General features: G+C 49.6%; 11 protein-coding genes. 8 read left to right on the plus strand and 3 right to left on the minus strand.

From position 1 onward, the window contains the following. Positions 1–345: 345 nt before the first annotated feature. Positions 346–498: a hypothetical protein gene (locus PSAB_RS25780; protein ID WP_158442587.1), complete on the plus strand. Its 153-nt coding sequence runs from the start codon at positions 346–348 to the stop codon at positions 496–498. A gap of 344 nt (positions 499–842) precedes the next feature. Here PSAB_RS25780 and PSAB_RS11640 read toward each other — a convergent pair whose 3' ends face one another. The 3 genes from PSAB_RS11640 to PSAB_RS11650 are packed head-to-tail and all read right to left on the minus strand — an operon-like array spanning position 843 to position 5,104. Further along, positions 843–1,715: an ornithine carbamoyltransferase gene (locus PSAB_RS11640; protein WP_025334756.1), complete on the minus strand. Its 873-nt coding sequence runs from the start codon at positions 1,713–1,715 to the stop codon at positions 843–845. A 28-nt stretch (positions 1,716–1,743) separates the two neighbouring features. Continuing rightward, positions 1,744–3,357 carry a helix-turn-helix domain-containing protein gene (locus tag PSAB_RS11645; protein ID WP_025334757.1) on the minus strand — a complete coding sequence of 538 codons (1,614 nt, stop codon included), beginning with the start codon at positions 3,355–3,357 and terminating at the stop codon, positions 1,744–1,746. 22 nt (positions 3,358–3,379) lie between these two features. After that, a complete protein-coding gene (locus PSAB_RS11650) occupies positions 3,380–5,104 on the minus strand; it encodes a sensor histidine kinase (protein WP_025334758.1) in 1,725 nt (574 codons plus the stop codon). Between the two features lie 327 nt (positions 5,105–5,431). Between PSAB_RS11650 and PSAB_RS11655 the strand changes: the two genes are divergently transcribed. The 7 genes from PSAB_RS11655 to PSAB_RS11685 all read left to right on the plus strand — a co-directional run bounded on the left by PSAB_RS11655 (position 5,432) and on the right by PSAB_RS11685 (position 13,932). Then, positions 5,432–6,355, plus strand: a complete 924-nt coding sequence (locus tag PSAB_RS11655; protein ID WP_025334759.1) for an ABC transporter permease — start codon at positions 5,432–5,434, stop codon at positions 6,353–6,355. A 16-nt stretch (positions 6,356–6,371) separates the two neighbouring features. After that, complete coding sequence (locus tag PSAB_RS11660) at positions 6,372–7,295, plus strand: carbohydrate ABC transporter permease (protein WP_025334760.1); 924 nt, start codon at positions 6,372–6,374, stop codon at positions 7,293–7,295. 37 nt (positions 7,296–7,332) lie between these two features. Then, positions 7,333–8,943 (plus strand): extracellular solute-binding protein, encoded by a 1,611-nt coding sequence (locus PSAB_RS11665; protein WP_025334761.1) that lies wholly within the window; start codon positions 7,333–7,335, stop codon positions 8,941–8,943. A 375-nt stretch (positions 8,944–9,318) separates the two neighbouring features. Continuing rightward, on the plus strand, positions 9,319–10,326 hold the full coding sequence (locus tag PSAB_RS11670) for a LacI family DNA-binding transcriptional regulator (RefSeq protein WP_025334762.1): 1,008 nt from the start codon (positions 9,319–9,321) through the stop codon (positions 10,324–10,326). A gap of 54 nt (positions 10,327–10,380) precedes the next feature. Continuing rightward, a complete protein-coding gene (locus tag PSAB_RS11675) occupies positions 10,381–11,670 on the plus strand; it encodes a sugar ABC transporter substrate-binding protein (RefSeq protein WP_051529759.1) in 1,290 nt (429 codons plus the stop codon). A gap of 79 nt (positions 11,671–11,749) precedes the next feature. Then, complete coding sequence (locus tag PSAB_RS11680) at positions 11,750–13,096, plus strand: sugar ABC transporter permease (protein WP_025334764.1); 1,347 nt, start codon at positions 11,750–11,752, stop codon at positions 13,094–13,096. Next, the gene (locus tag PSAB_RS11685; RefSeq protein ID WP_025334765.1) at positions 13,093–13,932 is read left to right on the plus strand and encodes a sugar ABC transporter permease; all 840 of its coding nucleotides are present in this window, start codon (positions 13,093–13,095) and stop codon (positions 13,930–13,932) included. The genes PSAB_RS11680 and PSAB_RS11685 overlap by 4 nt, the downstream gene beginning before the upstream one ends. Positions 13,933–13,945: the final 13 nt, after the last annotated feature.

A 13,945-nucleotide genomic window follows, 5' to 3' on the forward strand; every position in this document is an offset into this window, starting at 1 on the left:
TGTTTCGAACGGGCTGGGGTAGTTTAACGGAACCAAACAAGGGGGTGTCCCAAAGCCATGAAATGCTGGGACACTCTTGGATTAAGATTTACTTAGGCACTTCGTGAGGACGCTCCGCGAACGGACCGTTGTTCCAATCGCTGTTGTGTCCAGATTTTATTAATCTCCTTGGCGGTGAAAATCCGGACACAAAGGCGAACGCTACCGCTTTTCCACAATCGTTCCGTCCTCTCCGCTGCATTAAGCGTAAAGCGTCTCTTCATTCATTTAAAAACAAACAAAGAAACCGCCCTTGCGGATGTATTCCTCTCGGCAAATCGCCAAAGCTGTCCGGGAAAGTAAGATTTGCTTCCCCGGCTGCCGAAGTACAAGCAATACCAAGCCCTGCTCGGTGACCGGAACAGCTTCAGCAAGACCGATACGGATGCCACGTTCATGAGGATGAAGGAAGATCAAGTCACTGTAGACCAAAAACGTCGGGCCGCGATTCTCCAATAACAGGGAGAATCGCGGCCCGGCTTAATTCTTCTTGTAATCTTCATATGGTTTAGCTGCCACTGGAGTAAAAAATCTACTTGGGACAGCTCCTTGTTCGAAAATGGTTTTTTAATATGAGAGGTACGTAATCGGGACGGTATTGCTCCATAGAAATCCGGTGAGGTCGGTGCTGCCGGGCCTACCATCAGTCGCTGAAATTCAAATGGTTGTACCAACCGGGATTCCCGTAATAGGAAGCGTGTTCTCGAAACTCCCATTTGTATCGGATGCTGCATTGACACTCGTTTCATTTCCTATGACTCCCACCACGAGGCTCTTTCGTTTTGGTGTGTCAGTTTAATACTTTATTTTTCCAAGACAACTGCCCGCTCCGAGTGAAATAAGCAGTACAGCATAATAGCCTGCTGGACGAACAGAAGGCATTTTTTAAATTCATACCCGACAAAATAATCCGAGCTTATGGCATCCGCTGCGACCTCTTCCCCTCGGAAAAATGGTGGGCATGGATTGAGCAGCGCACCGGGCCTCGCCATCTGCAAACGCTGCAAATCCAGTTGGTATTTCCCTATGTATTCGGCCGTACGGTATTCCTCCGGTAAAGAGTCGGTCAGCAGGATGTCGCTCTGCGGCAAAATCTCCTCTAAACGGGTATGAAACATGTAGTTGGCGGTCTCCGGTCCAAGCGAATTTCCCTCGGTGCAGACATGGTGGAAGTTTAGGTTCATCATCCTCGCCATGCTCATCCATGTTCGGCTGATGTTGCCCGCCGGGCCCACAAAGGTATAGACCAAATCCTTGTAATCCGGCCTTCGTCTGCTGATGGCATATAGGTCGGACATGATTTCGCACGGATGGTTCTCCGAAGTCATCGCATTGATGACAGGAATTGAAGCACCCCGTGACAGTTCCCTGAGTTTATGAAGGTTCGGATGCCGGACTACGGCCGCATCGGCCCAGTTCGCCATATAGCTAATGACATCGGCGAGCTGTTCACGCTTATTCAGAGCTTCAGGGGAAATGCAAATATACTCTCCCCGCAGATCGCGGATGCCTTTTTCAAAGCTTACTCTCGTGCGAAGACTCGATTCGGGAAAAAATAAAATGAACGTTTTTCCCAGAAGAAGGGGTTGTTCCCGGTTCTGACAAAGCCGGTCGGCCAGGTTAAAAATTTCTTGGATCTGTTCAGGCTTCCACTCCTCAATATCCAGAAAATGCATAGTCATCACGTCCTTAATTAGTTTCGAGTTATACCGGAGGTACAGGCGCCATCTCCTTCCGGCTTTTCCGGTATTCATTCGGACTACATCCGGCCTCTTGTTTGAACAGCTTGGAAAAATGCGAATAATTGGCGTACCCGACCTTGCTTGCGATCGCATAGACCGACAGTTGAGTCGTTTCAAGCAGATGCTTGGCCGCCGAAATCCGTGCCTGAATGATATAGTTTCCGAGCGAAATACCCGTTTCTTTTTTGAACAGTCTTGCCAGATAATCCGGATTGAGATAGACGGTCTCCGCCAGACTCATTCTGGACAAATCATCGCCGCAGTGGGTATGGATGTAATGCTTGATTTCATGGACGACCGATTTGGGCTGCTCGGTAAATTGACGATAATCCGCTGCGGTGCTTACCAAATAGCCAATGTATTTTTGCATATCTTCTATGGAATTCAGCGACTGCACGAACAATTGATCTCCGGTTCTTCCAGTATACAATTTGTGCGCCTCAATTTCTTTGCTCTTCAAATGGGCATAGACAAGCTGGGCAATATCGAGCCGGAGCAGGCTCAGGAGTGACATGTTCAGGACTTGACCTTGATTAAGCTTGTGCAGATAATCTCCAGTTTCTTTCAAAAAAGCGTCATAAGCGTTCTCATTCAGCAGTTGCTCAAGCAAACTGAGGTCGGGCGGTGAATATACGGCCTCCGGGCGGTGATACTGTTCCAGCCAAAAGATCCGGTTGCGGTGCTTGATCATCTCGTCGTTCAACTTCAGAAGGTCTTTGATCGCTTTACGGATGTGTTCAAGCGTGCGGGATTCGGCGATATTGCAGCTGGCATCGCATTTGAGATACTTGCCTGCCTGCCCGATAAAAGAAGCACAAATGCGTTCAATAATCCGGGGATCGGGGGCATGATTCCATTTCAGGATCACCATCCAGTTATATTCCTTGAATTCCGTAATCGCCTCGACCGAGAAGCCGGAGTCCTGGAACAGCTCATACATTACATTTAGCAGCGCGTAATCGAACAGGCTTTTATCGTCGTCGCCCAAGCATTTGTCATAGGGAAACAGATTGACCAGAACGGGAAGAAAGCGATCTTCCGCTTGATAGGGGAGATTCTGCTGCTCCACGAAAGCGGCGAACGAAGAAGGGCTTGACGGAAAGTCTTTCCCCAGGATCAGTCTGCGCCAGAAATCCTCGAGCAGGGTCTTCCGGTTCTTCTGCCACAAATGCCCTTCGTGTATGGCCCTTTCATTGCTTTGCTGCTCTTTCGCCTTGGCAACGGCTTTCTGAATGATGAGCGTCAATTTGTCGAACTCGATCGGCTTCAGGAAATAATCGAAGCTTTGCAGCTCGATCGCTTTTTGGGCATAGTTGAAATCGGCATAATTGGTCAGGATGATGGCCTGAACGCTGTAATGCTCCTCCCGAATCCAGGCCAGCAGCTCAAGCCCGCTTCCCTGGGGCATCTCGATATCGCAGATGACGATTTGCACCGGGTGCTGCAGCAGAATCTCTCGGGCTTGCGCCACATTGTAAGCGGTATAAATATTTTCGATGGATAATGCTTTCCAGTCTATTTTTTTCTCCAGAGCCGTTATGACAAAATAATCATCGTCCACCAGCAAAATGTTCATGGATCACACCTCTTTTGGCTGTTCATGAGTCGGTGTTAATGAAAGGGAGGGATATCGTAACGCAAGCGCCGCCGTCCGCACCGTTGGCAAATTCGACATTCGCCTTCTGGCGGTAAAGAAGGTTCAGCCGCTGCAGGACATTCATGATGCCGATCCGGCTGCCGCCGGTTTGAACGAACGGCTCGCCATTCGCCAATTTCTCCAGAATGTCCGGCGGAAATCCCGGGCCGGTATCGGTAATCTCGATGATCGTCATTTCTTCCTCAGCCGTCGATATCCGCTTGAACACTGTCAGTGTAATCTGCAGCTCGCGGTCTCTCGAAACGGCATATTTGACGGAATTCTCAATAAAGGTCTGCAGCATTAGCGGCGGGACCATGGTGCCAATCGTATCTTCCGACTGCTCGATGCGGTAGCTGAAGGCGCCCTGGTAGCGCGATTTTTGAATATCCAGATACGTGCGGACATGTTCGATTTCATCCTCCAGACGGACAAAGTTCTCGCCGCTTTGAAAAATATACCGGAAATACTTGGAGGTCGACATCGCCATATTCTCGATTTCCTCGTACATTTGAATTTGGGCCATGCTGTAAATGCTCGTCAGGCAGTTCAGGAAAAAATGAGGCTTGATCTGCAGCTTCATGTAATCCAGCCGTATTCGCTGCTTCTCCAGCTCCTGCTCGTACATGGCGATTTTATAGGTTTTGATTTGCTCAACCAGATCTTTGAACTGCGCGTTCGCCCGTTCTAGCTCAATGATTCTGCCGGTTTTAATATCCGCAGGTGCTTCGCCTTCGTTAATCCGAGCTAAATTTCGCGAGAAGCTTCGGATCGGGCCGAGAACTCTTTTTCGGAATAACAGCATGACGGCGCTTAGCACAAACACGACGATGAAGAACATCAGCATAATCAGCAGCTGAGCAATGACGATCTTCTCAAACGCCCCGAACTTGATGACCATCTTGACGCTGAACGTCGAGTTGGAGAATTCGTTGGTGACGACCCTTCCGGACCGAAGGAAATTCAGCACAGAGGATGCCGGGCTTTCTGCATGCGCTGACAGGCTCCCGGATATTGGAGTGGACAAGGTTCTTCCCTGTATATCCACAAGCGACGCATAGCCGTTCTTTCCAAGATTAATCTGACGTAGAGGCCGGATCAGGTCATCCGCGGAAATGAGGGCGATCAAATAACGGTTGTAGTAAGGCACAATGTTGATAACATAATACTTGCCCCCGGCAGAAATAGGCGTCCATTTGGAATAAAATTTCTCGAACAGGTTCTTGTCCTCTATGTAGGAAACCATTTGATCTTTCAGATTGCGGTAATCCGTATAGGAAATGCTCATTGGTGCGCAGTTCAGAAAAAAGGACTGATTCTTCAAGTAGAAGAAGAAGTTGTATTCCAGGCCGTAATTTTTTTGCAGCTCGGTAAACCGTTTGTACAGATTTTCGTTAGCTTTTATGAACGGAGTGCTGTTCATGCCGTAGGCATTCATCATGTTCAGGCTTTCGTCGTTCGCCAGCGTCCAGCCCATGTAGTGATTGATGTAAGCAAAATCATGATTGATCCGATTAATATAGAGGTCGGCCGTATCCTGCAAATACCGCGTTGACTGCTGCTTGACGATGAAAATGGAAGCAAAGCTGATGATAAAGTCCAGCACAAGCACAGAGAAAGAAATGATAATCATAATTTTTACATAATGCTTGATGGGATAAGGCTTGTTTCCAGTTTTTTTTCCCATAGGCCTTAAGAGCCGCATCCTTTCCGCGAGTTTCCTTTATTGAATGCGTTTTATTTTATGGGGGGCAGATCTATTATAAAACCTTTATGAGAAAAAACATATGATAACGGCACCGTTTTGCCTCAAAGTCCGGAAAGCGCATACAAAAGTCGGAATACCGTCAACTTTTCCTGCTAAGAAGGGGAGGCCGGTCTTCCAAACTTCATAATAACGGTCTTCAAAGGTCCGAATACCCGTCTTATGAAGTCCAGTATATGGGAAATGAGAAAGGTATACTAAAGGTGTTCAAAGGTTCAGACAGATTCAAGAAGAAAAGGAGGGGATGTCATGCGAGCCGGTCAATTTGCTCCGGGGCGGACAATCGGACAGATAAGACGGAACTGGGGACTCTATCTGCTGCTGCTTCCCGCTGTGGTGCTCACGCTATTATTCGCCTACAAACCGATGTACGGGGTGATTATTGCCTTCAAGGATTACAGTCCGGCTTCGGGAATTACCGGCAGCCCATGGGCCGGGTTCAAGTATTTCGAGAAATTCTTTCATTCCTATCAATTTACGACGACGATCAAGAATACGCTTGTCATCAGCGTGTACAGCCTGATTACTTTTCCGATTCCGATCCTGCTGGCTCTGATGGTTAATCAGATGAGGCCCAACCGGTTTCGGCGGTTTTTCCAGACGGTATCGTATATGCCGCATTTTATCTCGACGGTCGTTATGGTGGGACTGATGATGATTTTATTTTCCCCCAGCACCGGTTTGCTCGGCAGTCTGTATCAGCTGTTCGGGGGAGAAGCTCCCGATTTGATGGGCTCCGCCGGTTTATTCAGCAGCGTGTATGTCTGGTCGGATGTGTGGCAGCATGTCGGGTGGGACAGCATTATTTATATCGCCGCGCTTTCGGCAGTCGATCCCAGTCTTTATGAGGCGGCAACCGTGGACGGAGCGAGCCGCTTTCACAAAATCCGCTATATCGATATTCCCATGCTTATGCCGACAGCGATAACGCTGCTTATTCTGCGGGTCGGCGGGCTGCTTGGGGTCGGTTTTGAAAAGGTGTATCTGATGCAGAATGACCTGAATATCACCTCAAGTGAAATCCTTTCCACCTATGTGTACAAAATCGGGCTGCTCAGCAGCCAATACAGCTTTTCCTCGGCCATCAACTTGTTCAATACCGTCATTAACTTCATTCTATTGATTATGGTCAACCAGATTTCCAAAAAATTCAGCGAAAACAGCTTGTGGTAGTGGGGAGGAGTTCAGGATGGGGTTTGTGGAAGCCGCGACCAACAAAAGTATGGGGAAAGTAAAAAACAGCCGTTCATCCGACACGGTGATGGAAATTGCGATGTATGCGTTTGCAGTGATTTTTCTGGTGATTCTGATGTACCCGCTCTTTTTTATCATTATTGCGTCGTTCAGCGATCCGTCTGCGGTGGCGAATGGACAGGTATGGCTGTTTCCGAAAGGGTTTACAATGGACGGCTACAGGGAACTGCTGCGCCATGAGAACATCTGGATCGGGTATCGAAACACCATCCTTTATACGGTCGTGGGGACCGCCATCGGGCTAATTGTCAATATTTCGGCGGCCTATGCGCTGTCAAGAAAGGACCTTTTCGGGCGCAAATTTCTTTCCTTGTTTTTCATCTTCACGATGTTTTTCAACGGCGGGTTGATCCCCACCTTCCTGACAGTCAGGGATTTTCATCTGTACGATACGTTCCTGGTCATGGTCCTGCCCTTCTCGGTTATCGTCTACGATATTATCGTCGCCCGGACGTTCTTTCAGTCGAGTATTCCCGGAGATTTGTGGGAGGCGGCGCAGATCGACGGATGCGGGAACCTCCGGTATTTTGTTCAGGTAGTTCTGCCGTTGTCGAAGGCGATTATTGCGGTTCTGGGCTTGTGGATCGCGGTCGGCTACTGGAATTCGTATTTTAACGCCTTGATTTATTTGAAAAATCCCGATTTGTATCCCTTGCAGCTCATCCTGCGCAATATTCTGATCACCAATCAGATGCAATCCAGCATGGGAACCGGAGAAGCCGCGCAGATCGCGCTGCGCCTGGCCAATTTGATGCGTTATTCCGTCATTATCGTTGCGACCGTCCCGATCCTGTGCCTATATCCGTTTGTACAAAAATACTTCAACCAAGGGGTGATGATCGGAGCCGTGAAGGAGTAGCAGCATTGATCCTAAATTGAATCAGGGGGAATCACGAATGGGCAAAAGCACAAAGAAGAGTTGGGTGAAAATGATCACCGCAATGGTTCTTGTTCCTGTCCTGCTTACAGGTATGGTTGGCTGCAGCGGCAGCAAGGGAGAGAACTCCGGCTCAGTGGCTAGCGGCGATTTTAACCAAGAAGGCCTTCCGATTGTCAAGAAGCCGGTGACCTTGAAGGTTCTGACCGTCCGTTGGGGAAGCATGGGGGACACCTTCACGCAGAATCAATGGCTTAAGGACCTTGAAAAGAATACAAACGTCAAAATCGAATGGCAGGTGATGTCCTCCAACGACTGGGCCGAACAGAAGTCTATTATGCTGGCCAGCGGCACGCTTCCGGAAGTTATTCTGGGAGACCAATCCTTCTCTGATTCCGATATCGTAAATAATTTAAGCTATTTCCGCCCGCTGGATGATTATATCGACAAGTATATGCCCAATCTGAAAGCGGCCATGCAGGAAACACCTGAGATGAAACAGATCAGCACCTTTCCCGACGGAAAGATCTACTCTTTGCCGGCCAGGCTCCCATCGCGTCCCATCACTGCCCAACAGCCTGTTATTAATAAGGCCTGGCTGGATAAATTGGGGCTAAAGGCCCCGGACACCATTGACGATTTGTACAACGTATTAAAAGCGTTTAAAGAGCAAGACCCGAACGGGAACGGTAAAAAAGACGAGATTCCTTACAGTGAGGTCGGACTGTCGATGGATTTTCTGAACCCCTTCGGCATCACCGACCTGAACGCCACAAGCATGATGATTAAAGACGGCAAACCGGTATATTTCCCGACCAGCGAGGAATACAAAGCTGGACTGGAGTGGGTGCACAAACTCTATTCCGAAGGCTTGCTCGATAAAGAGCTGTTCACCCAGGACGGCACGATGGCATCCGCGAAGCATCAAAATCCGGACGCACCAATCGTAGGCTTTTCCAACCAATGGACACCCGATGCGGTATTTGGCAAATGGAGCGATCAATATGAGACCATTCCTCCAATCGCCGGACCGGATGGCAAACGGTATTCGACTGGAGATCCGAGCGGACTCAGCTACAGACGGAATGAACTGCTCATTACGAAATTCTGCAAAAATCCTGAGGTAGCCGCCCGTTGGGCCGATCAGTTCTATACGAATGAAGCCAGTATCCAGAATTTCTGGGGAGCGATCGGAACGGTCATCAAGAAGAACGACGACGGCACGTATTCGCTGATGGACCCGCCGGCCGGCACCAGCGCGGACGCCTGGTACTGGGAACAGTCACTCCGGGATTTCGGCCCGAAATATGCCAGCCCTTCTTTTGAGCAGAATATCAAGCTCAGTCCGAAGACCGGGGACGGACTTAAGCTGCAGCTCGACAAGCTGGGGAATGAATATGTGGCAACGCCTTTCCCTAACGTTATGTATACTTCGGAAGAGTTTCAGGAGCTGCCGACGCTGACGACGGACATTGACACCTACGTAAATACGATGCGCGCTCAATTTATTACCAAAGGCGGAATCAATGAGGGCTGGGACAACTATATTAAGAAGCTGAACGACATGGGACTGGAGAAGCTGCTGAAGATTCGTACAGATGCTTACAACCGCTATACCAGTGTAAAATAACTTTACTGCCCCTTATGGATGCCGTCCTGCAGACAAGCTGCGGGGCGGCATTTTTTGGGATGGATGAGTGATTTATGTAATAAAACATAACAAATTTTACTACTGTATACGCGTTTTCTTTGAAAAAAATTAAAATTTAAATTAAAGAGTGTTATTTATATTGACATCAATTCATTCCTGATAGTATGATAATCGCAAATAACAGCTGCAAAGCAGATGAAAGATTCAGAAAGACAGTTTTCATTTCCAGGAAAAGGTTTACCTGCTGAAAATGAACGGTCCTGTCGCCGGCCTTGAACAAGCAATCCAGATGAGTCTCTCTTTTTTTGAAAAGTAGGAAAAGGTTTTCCTGATTAAGGTCAAGGGGGTGAAAGCATGTCTTATACGATCAAGGATGTCGCCAGACTAGCCGATGTGTCCATTGCCACAGTGTCGCGGGTGCTGAACCGCAGCAAACCGGTAAGTCCCGAAATACGGGAGAAGGTCATGAAAGTGGTGGACGAGCTGGGCTACAATCCGAATCCCGTGGCCCGGACGCTCATCATGAAGGAGAGTACACTGATTGGCGTACTGATCCCGGACGTTGCAAATACATTCATTTCGATGTTTGTCCGCGGCATTGAAAAGGAACTCATCCAGCACGGCTACACGACTCTGCTCTGCAATACGAACGGGGATACGGATGTTGAACTTCATTATTTAAATCTGCTTCGTGATAAGTATGTGGATGGCGTTATTCTGCTGACCTCGGCGCCGAAGCCGGAGCAAATCGAGTTTTTCAATAAAAATGATGTACCCGTCATCTTCTCCAGCCATACGGACAAGGACGGCCGGTTCTCCAGCATCAACATCGATGATTACCAGGCTACCTATGATGCAACAAAATATCTGATCGGGCTGGGTCACCGCAGTATCGCTTTTTTCTGCGGTCCGATGGACTATTACCAGACGGTCCGGCGGTACGACGGCTACAAGCAGGCTTTAGCGGATAACGGTATTACCGCACGGCCGGACTGGGTGTTTGACAAGGACTATAACCTTGAATCGGGCTACAAGAGCGGGATGGAGCTGTTCGCAAGAGCGAAGGAAGACCTCCCGACGGCTGTGTGCTGTGTCAGTGATATGATCGCCATCGGAGCGATCCGGGCAGCGGAGGACAGCGGCCTGAGCGTTCCCGAGGATGTGTCGATCATGGGCTTTGACGATATTCCGATCGCAGGAGCGTACCGTCCGAAAATTACTACCGTACGCCAGCCGGTGTACGAGCTGGGTTCCGGGTCCGCGCAAATGCTGCTTAAGCAAATCCGGGAGAAAGGGACCGGAAGCTGCGAATCCAAAGTGCTTCCCATGAAATTATTGAAAGAGAAAGCTGCCGGGCGCTGACTGACTAATGTCATGCTTATACATTTTACCTGAGCGATAAGGAGAGATTTGGAAATGGCAAAGAAATTGGGACTTCTTGCACTTTGTATGATGCTGATGTTTGCGCTCGCTGCTTGCGGCGGCAAGCCGGGCTCCGGGAATGCGGAGACGGGCAATGCCGCGGCGAATGCCGGCGGGGAAGCGACCGCGGAGGCGACAGAGGAATTAACGCCGGAGCCCGGAGCGCAGCTGACCTTCTGGACGATCAAGGACGATTTTACCAATTATGCGGCCGCCGAGTTTGAGAAGAAATACGGCATCAAGGTGACGGTGGAAGATGTTGCTTACTGGGACAGCGTGGCTCGTTTGACGACGGACGGCCCGGCTGGTACCGGAGCGGATGTGTTGGGCATTAACAACGACGGACTGGGAGGCGCTGTCAAAGCGGGCGTCGTTTTGCCGAACGACTATTTTGAAGAAGAAACGAAGAGCATCAACCGGAAAATGGCTGTGGACGCATCGACCATTGACGGCATCCTGTACGGTTATCCGCGCAATGTGTACACGTACTCGCTGTATGTCAACAAAGATCTGGTCAAAGACACCAAGCTCGACACCTGGGACGATATCATCGCGTTCTCCAAGAAATACAACGACGTTAAGAACAATAAATACGGATTTATGTTCGAAGGAAGCAATGCTTTCTATGACGTGGCGTTCATGACCGGCTACGGCGGCTATGTATTCGGCAGCGGGGAGACCGATCCTCACGACATCGGCGTCAACAATGAAGGCTCGGTTCAAGGGATGAAGTTCTTCCAAACGCTTCGGGAGATTATGCCGCTCAAGTTGTCAGACGCTACCCGTGACGTGAAGACGGGATTGTGGGAAAGCGGCAAGCTGGCCATCAATATGGACGGAAGCTGGAACATCGGAAATTACGGCAAGCTGCCGTTTAAAGTGGAGGTCATTCCGCTCCCGGCGATGCCTGGTGGTAAAGAGCCGATCGTGCTGGCGGGCAACACTTCCTACTATGTAAGCTCGTATTCGAAATATCCGAACGCGGCGAAGATCTTCGCGAGCTTCATCACCTCCAAAGAGATGCAGATCAAAGACAACCAGATGACCGGCATTATTCCGGCGGCAGAAGGCATCGACAATGATCCGAGCATCCGCAAGGACGCCATTATGCAGGGCTTCTTCAAACAGATGAAGAACAGCCAGATGATGTCTAACCGGACGGAAATGGAATATTTCTGGAACTACATGGGTCCGGCATTTGATGATATCTGGAATGGCGCAGACGTCAAGGCGACACTGGATAAAGCGGCGGAAGGCATGAAGTCGAGCATTGAGGCAAAGTAAACAGACTTTTATGAAAAAAAAGTGGAGATCATTCGGGCCTTCCCGGGTGATCCTTCCTTATGATGGGAGCTGAAAGGAGATGCAGCAGCTGGCAGTTGAGCGTGAGTATCCCGAACATTCCAGAAAGTTCAGAAAGAAGGCGGCCCTGCTATCGGCTCTCGCCATGGGGCTTGGGCAGATTTATAACAAGCAGTACACCAAAGGAATTCTTTTGCTGGCCTTTTATGCTTATGGGATATTTACGGCCATTACGAGTCTGCCCCATGCGCTTTGGGCGCTGGCGACGCTTGGCGAAACGGAAACCCACCTGAAGAAGGTCGGAAGGCTGTACAAGCAGGTGATGGGCGACCATTCGATTTTTCTGATGATCGAGGGCCTTATCACGGTATTCATCATGCTGGTGCTGATTTGGATGTACATCGCAAGCATTAAAGATGCATACCGCACCGGCAAACTGCGGGAAGAAGGCATACAGCCCAATACATTCAAGCAGACACTCAGCTTTGTGGCGGCTTACCGCTTCCCGCATATCGTGCTGGCGATTCCGCTGCTGGGCGTCGTGTTTTTTACGGTAATGCCGATTATTTTCATGATCCTGGTCGCTTTTACCGACTTTACACGAGATACGATGCCTCCAGCGCATCTGATTAATTGGGAAGGGCTTCAGGCGTTCAAGGAGCTTTTGCGCAACAGCTCCTGGAGCCATACCTTTTACAGCGTCACGATCTGGACGTTTGTCTGGGCGTTTTTTGCAACAGTTACCGGATATTTCGGCGGATTCGCCGCGGCCCTGCTCGTTCAGCAGAAGGGAATCCGGTTCAGAGCGTTCTGGCGGACGGCTTTTATACTGCCTTTTGCTATCCCGATGTTCGTGTCCACTCTGATCCTGCGAAACATTTTTAATGGCCAATTCGGTCCTGTGAATCAGTATCTGGGAATGCTCGGTATTTCCAAGGCGCCGTGGCTGTCCGACCCTCTGTGGGCGAAAATCACGCTGATTCTGGCCAACTTCTGGCTGACCTTCCCGGTCTCCATGCTGATGATTATCGGCATTCTGTCCACCATACCGAAAGATATGTATGAAGCGGCTGATATCGACGGGGCGAGCGGCTTCCAGAAGACGCGGCTGATTACATTCCCGATGGTCATGTTCTCGATGGCGCCGCTGATCATCATGCAGTTTGTCGGCAACATCAACAACTTCAACATTGTATATCTGCTGACGAACGGCAAGCCGCTCAACGGAGATTTCCAGTTTGCCGGCCATACCGATATCCTGATTACGTGGCTGTTCAAGCTGTCCATGGAGCAGGGCAAATACAACTACGCTTCGGTAATCGGAATCTTTATCTTCATTGTGCTCTCCGCATTCGCAATCTGGAATGTCCGCCGCACGAAAGCGTTCAAGGAGGAGGAGGCGTCATGATCACCGGTAAAAAAGCGAAAACGGCCTTCCGTCTGTCTTTCAGTTATATCGCGCTCGTTATTCTGACAATTTTCTGCGCCTATCCGGCCCTTTGGGTGCTGATGTCTTCTTTCCGTACGGGGGACGCGCTGTTCAGCGATAAGATCATTCCGACTTCGTATACGTTCAGCCATTATACTACGCTGTTCGATAAGCATCCCTTTGGCGTCTGGTACGGGAACACGATGAAGATCTCCATCGCCAGCATGATTCTCGGTACGATTCTTACGCTTCTGACAGGATATGCTTTCTCGGTATTCCGGTTTGCCGGGCGTAAAAATTTGATGAGCATTCTTCTTGTGCTCGGACTCTTTCCCGGCTTTATGAGCATGATTGCGATTTATATTTTGCTCAATCAGATGAATCTGCTCAACACGCACACCGCCGTCGTCATCGTGTATGCCGCGGGAGCGCCGCTGTACTTTCTGTTCGCCAAAAGCTACTTCGACACCATTCCGAAGAGTCTTGTCGAAGCCGCGCGGATTGACGGAGCTGGGCATATGCCGATTTTCTTCCGCATCGTGCTTCCGCTGTCAACGCCGCTCATCGTGTTTACATCGCTGATGACGTTCACCGGCGCGTTCACCGACTTTATTTTTGCAAAGCTGGTGCTGCGTTCGCCAGAGAAGAAGACCCTTGCCGTCGGCCTGTTCGATATGATCGGCGACCGCTTTTCTACTGAATTTACAACGTTTGCCGCAGGTTGCGTACTGGCCGCCGTTCCGGTGACCATCCTGTTTATTCTGATGCAGCGCTTCCTTGTAGAGGGATTGACGGCAGGAGCCGACAAGGGTTAACGAACATTTCTAT

This window comes from Paenibacillus sabinae T27, assembly GCF_000612505.1.
GTDB classification, from domain to species: domain Bacteria; phylum Bacillota; class Bacilli; order Paenibacillales; family Paenibacillaceae; genus Paenibacillus_AQ; species Paenibacillus_AQ sabinae.

Bases quoted from the DNA above. Each gene is read 5' to 3' on its own strand.
- PSAB_RS11640 (WP_025334756.1), bottom strand. From the start codon at position 1,715: ATGCATTTTCTGGATATTGAGGAGTGGAAGCCTGAACAGATCCAAGAA.
- PSAB_RS11645 (WP_025334757.1), bottom strand. From the start codon at position 3,357: ATGAACATTTTGCTGGTGGACGATGATTATTTTGTCATAACGGCTCTG.
- PSAB_RS11650 (WP_025334758.1), bottom strand. From the start codon at position 5,104: ATGGGAAAAAAAACTGGAAACAAGCCTTATCCCATCAAGCATTATGTA.
- PSAB_RS11655 (WP_025334759.1), top strand. From the start codon at position 5,432: ATGCGAGCCGGTCAATTTGCTCCGGGGCGGACAATCGGACAGATAAGA.
- PSAB_RS11660 (WP_025334760.1), top strand. From the start codon at position 6,372: ATGGGGTTTGTGGAAGCCGCGACCAACAAAAGTATGGGGAAAGTAAAA.
- PSAB_RS11665 (WP_025334761.1), top strand. From the start codon at position 7,333: ATGGGCAAAAGCACAAAGAAGAGTTGGGTGAAAATGATCACCGCAATG.
- PSAB_RS11670 (WP_025334762.1), top strand. From the start codon at position 9,319: ATGTCTTATACGATCAAGGATGTCGCCAGACTAGCCGATGTGTCCATT.
- PSAB_RS11675 (WP_051529759.1), top strand. From the start codon at position 10,381: ATGGCAAAGAAATTGGGACTTCTTGCACTTTGTATGATGCTGATGTTT.
- PSAB_RS11680 (WP_025334764.1), top strand. From the start codon at position 11,750: ATGCAGCAGCTGGCAGTTGAGCGTGAGTATCCCGAACATTCCAGAAAG.
- PSAB_RS11685 (WP_025334765.1), top strand. From the start codon at position 13,093: ATGATCACCGGTAAAAAAGCGAAAACGGCCTTCCGTCTGTCTTTCAGT.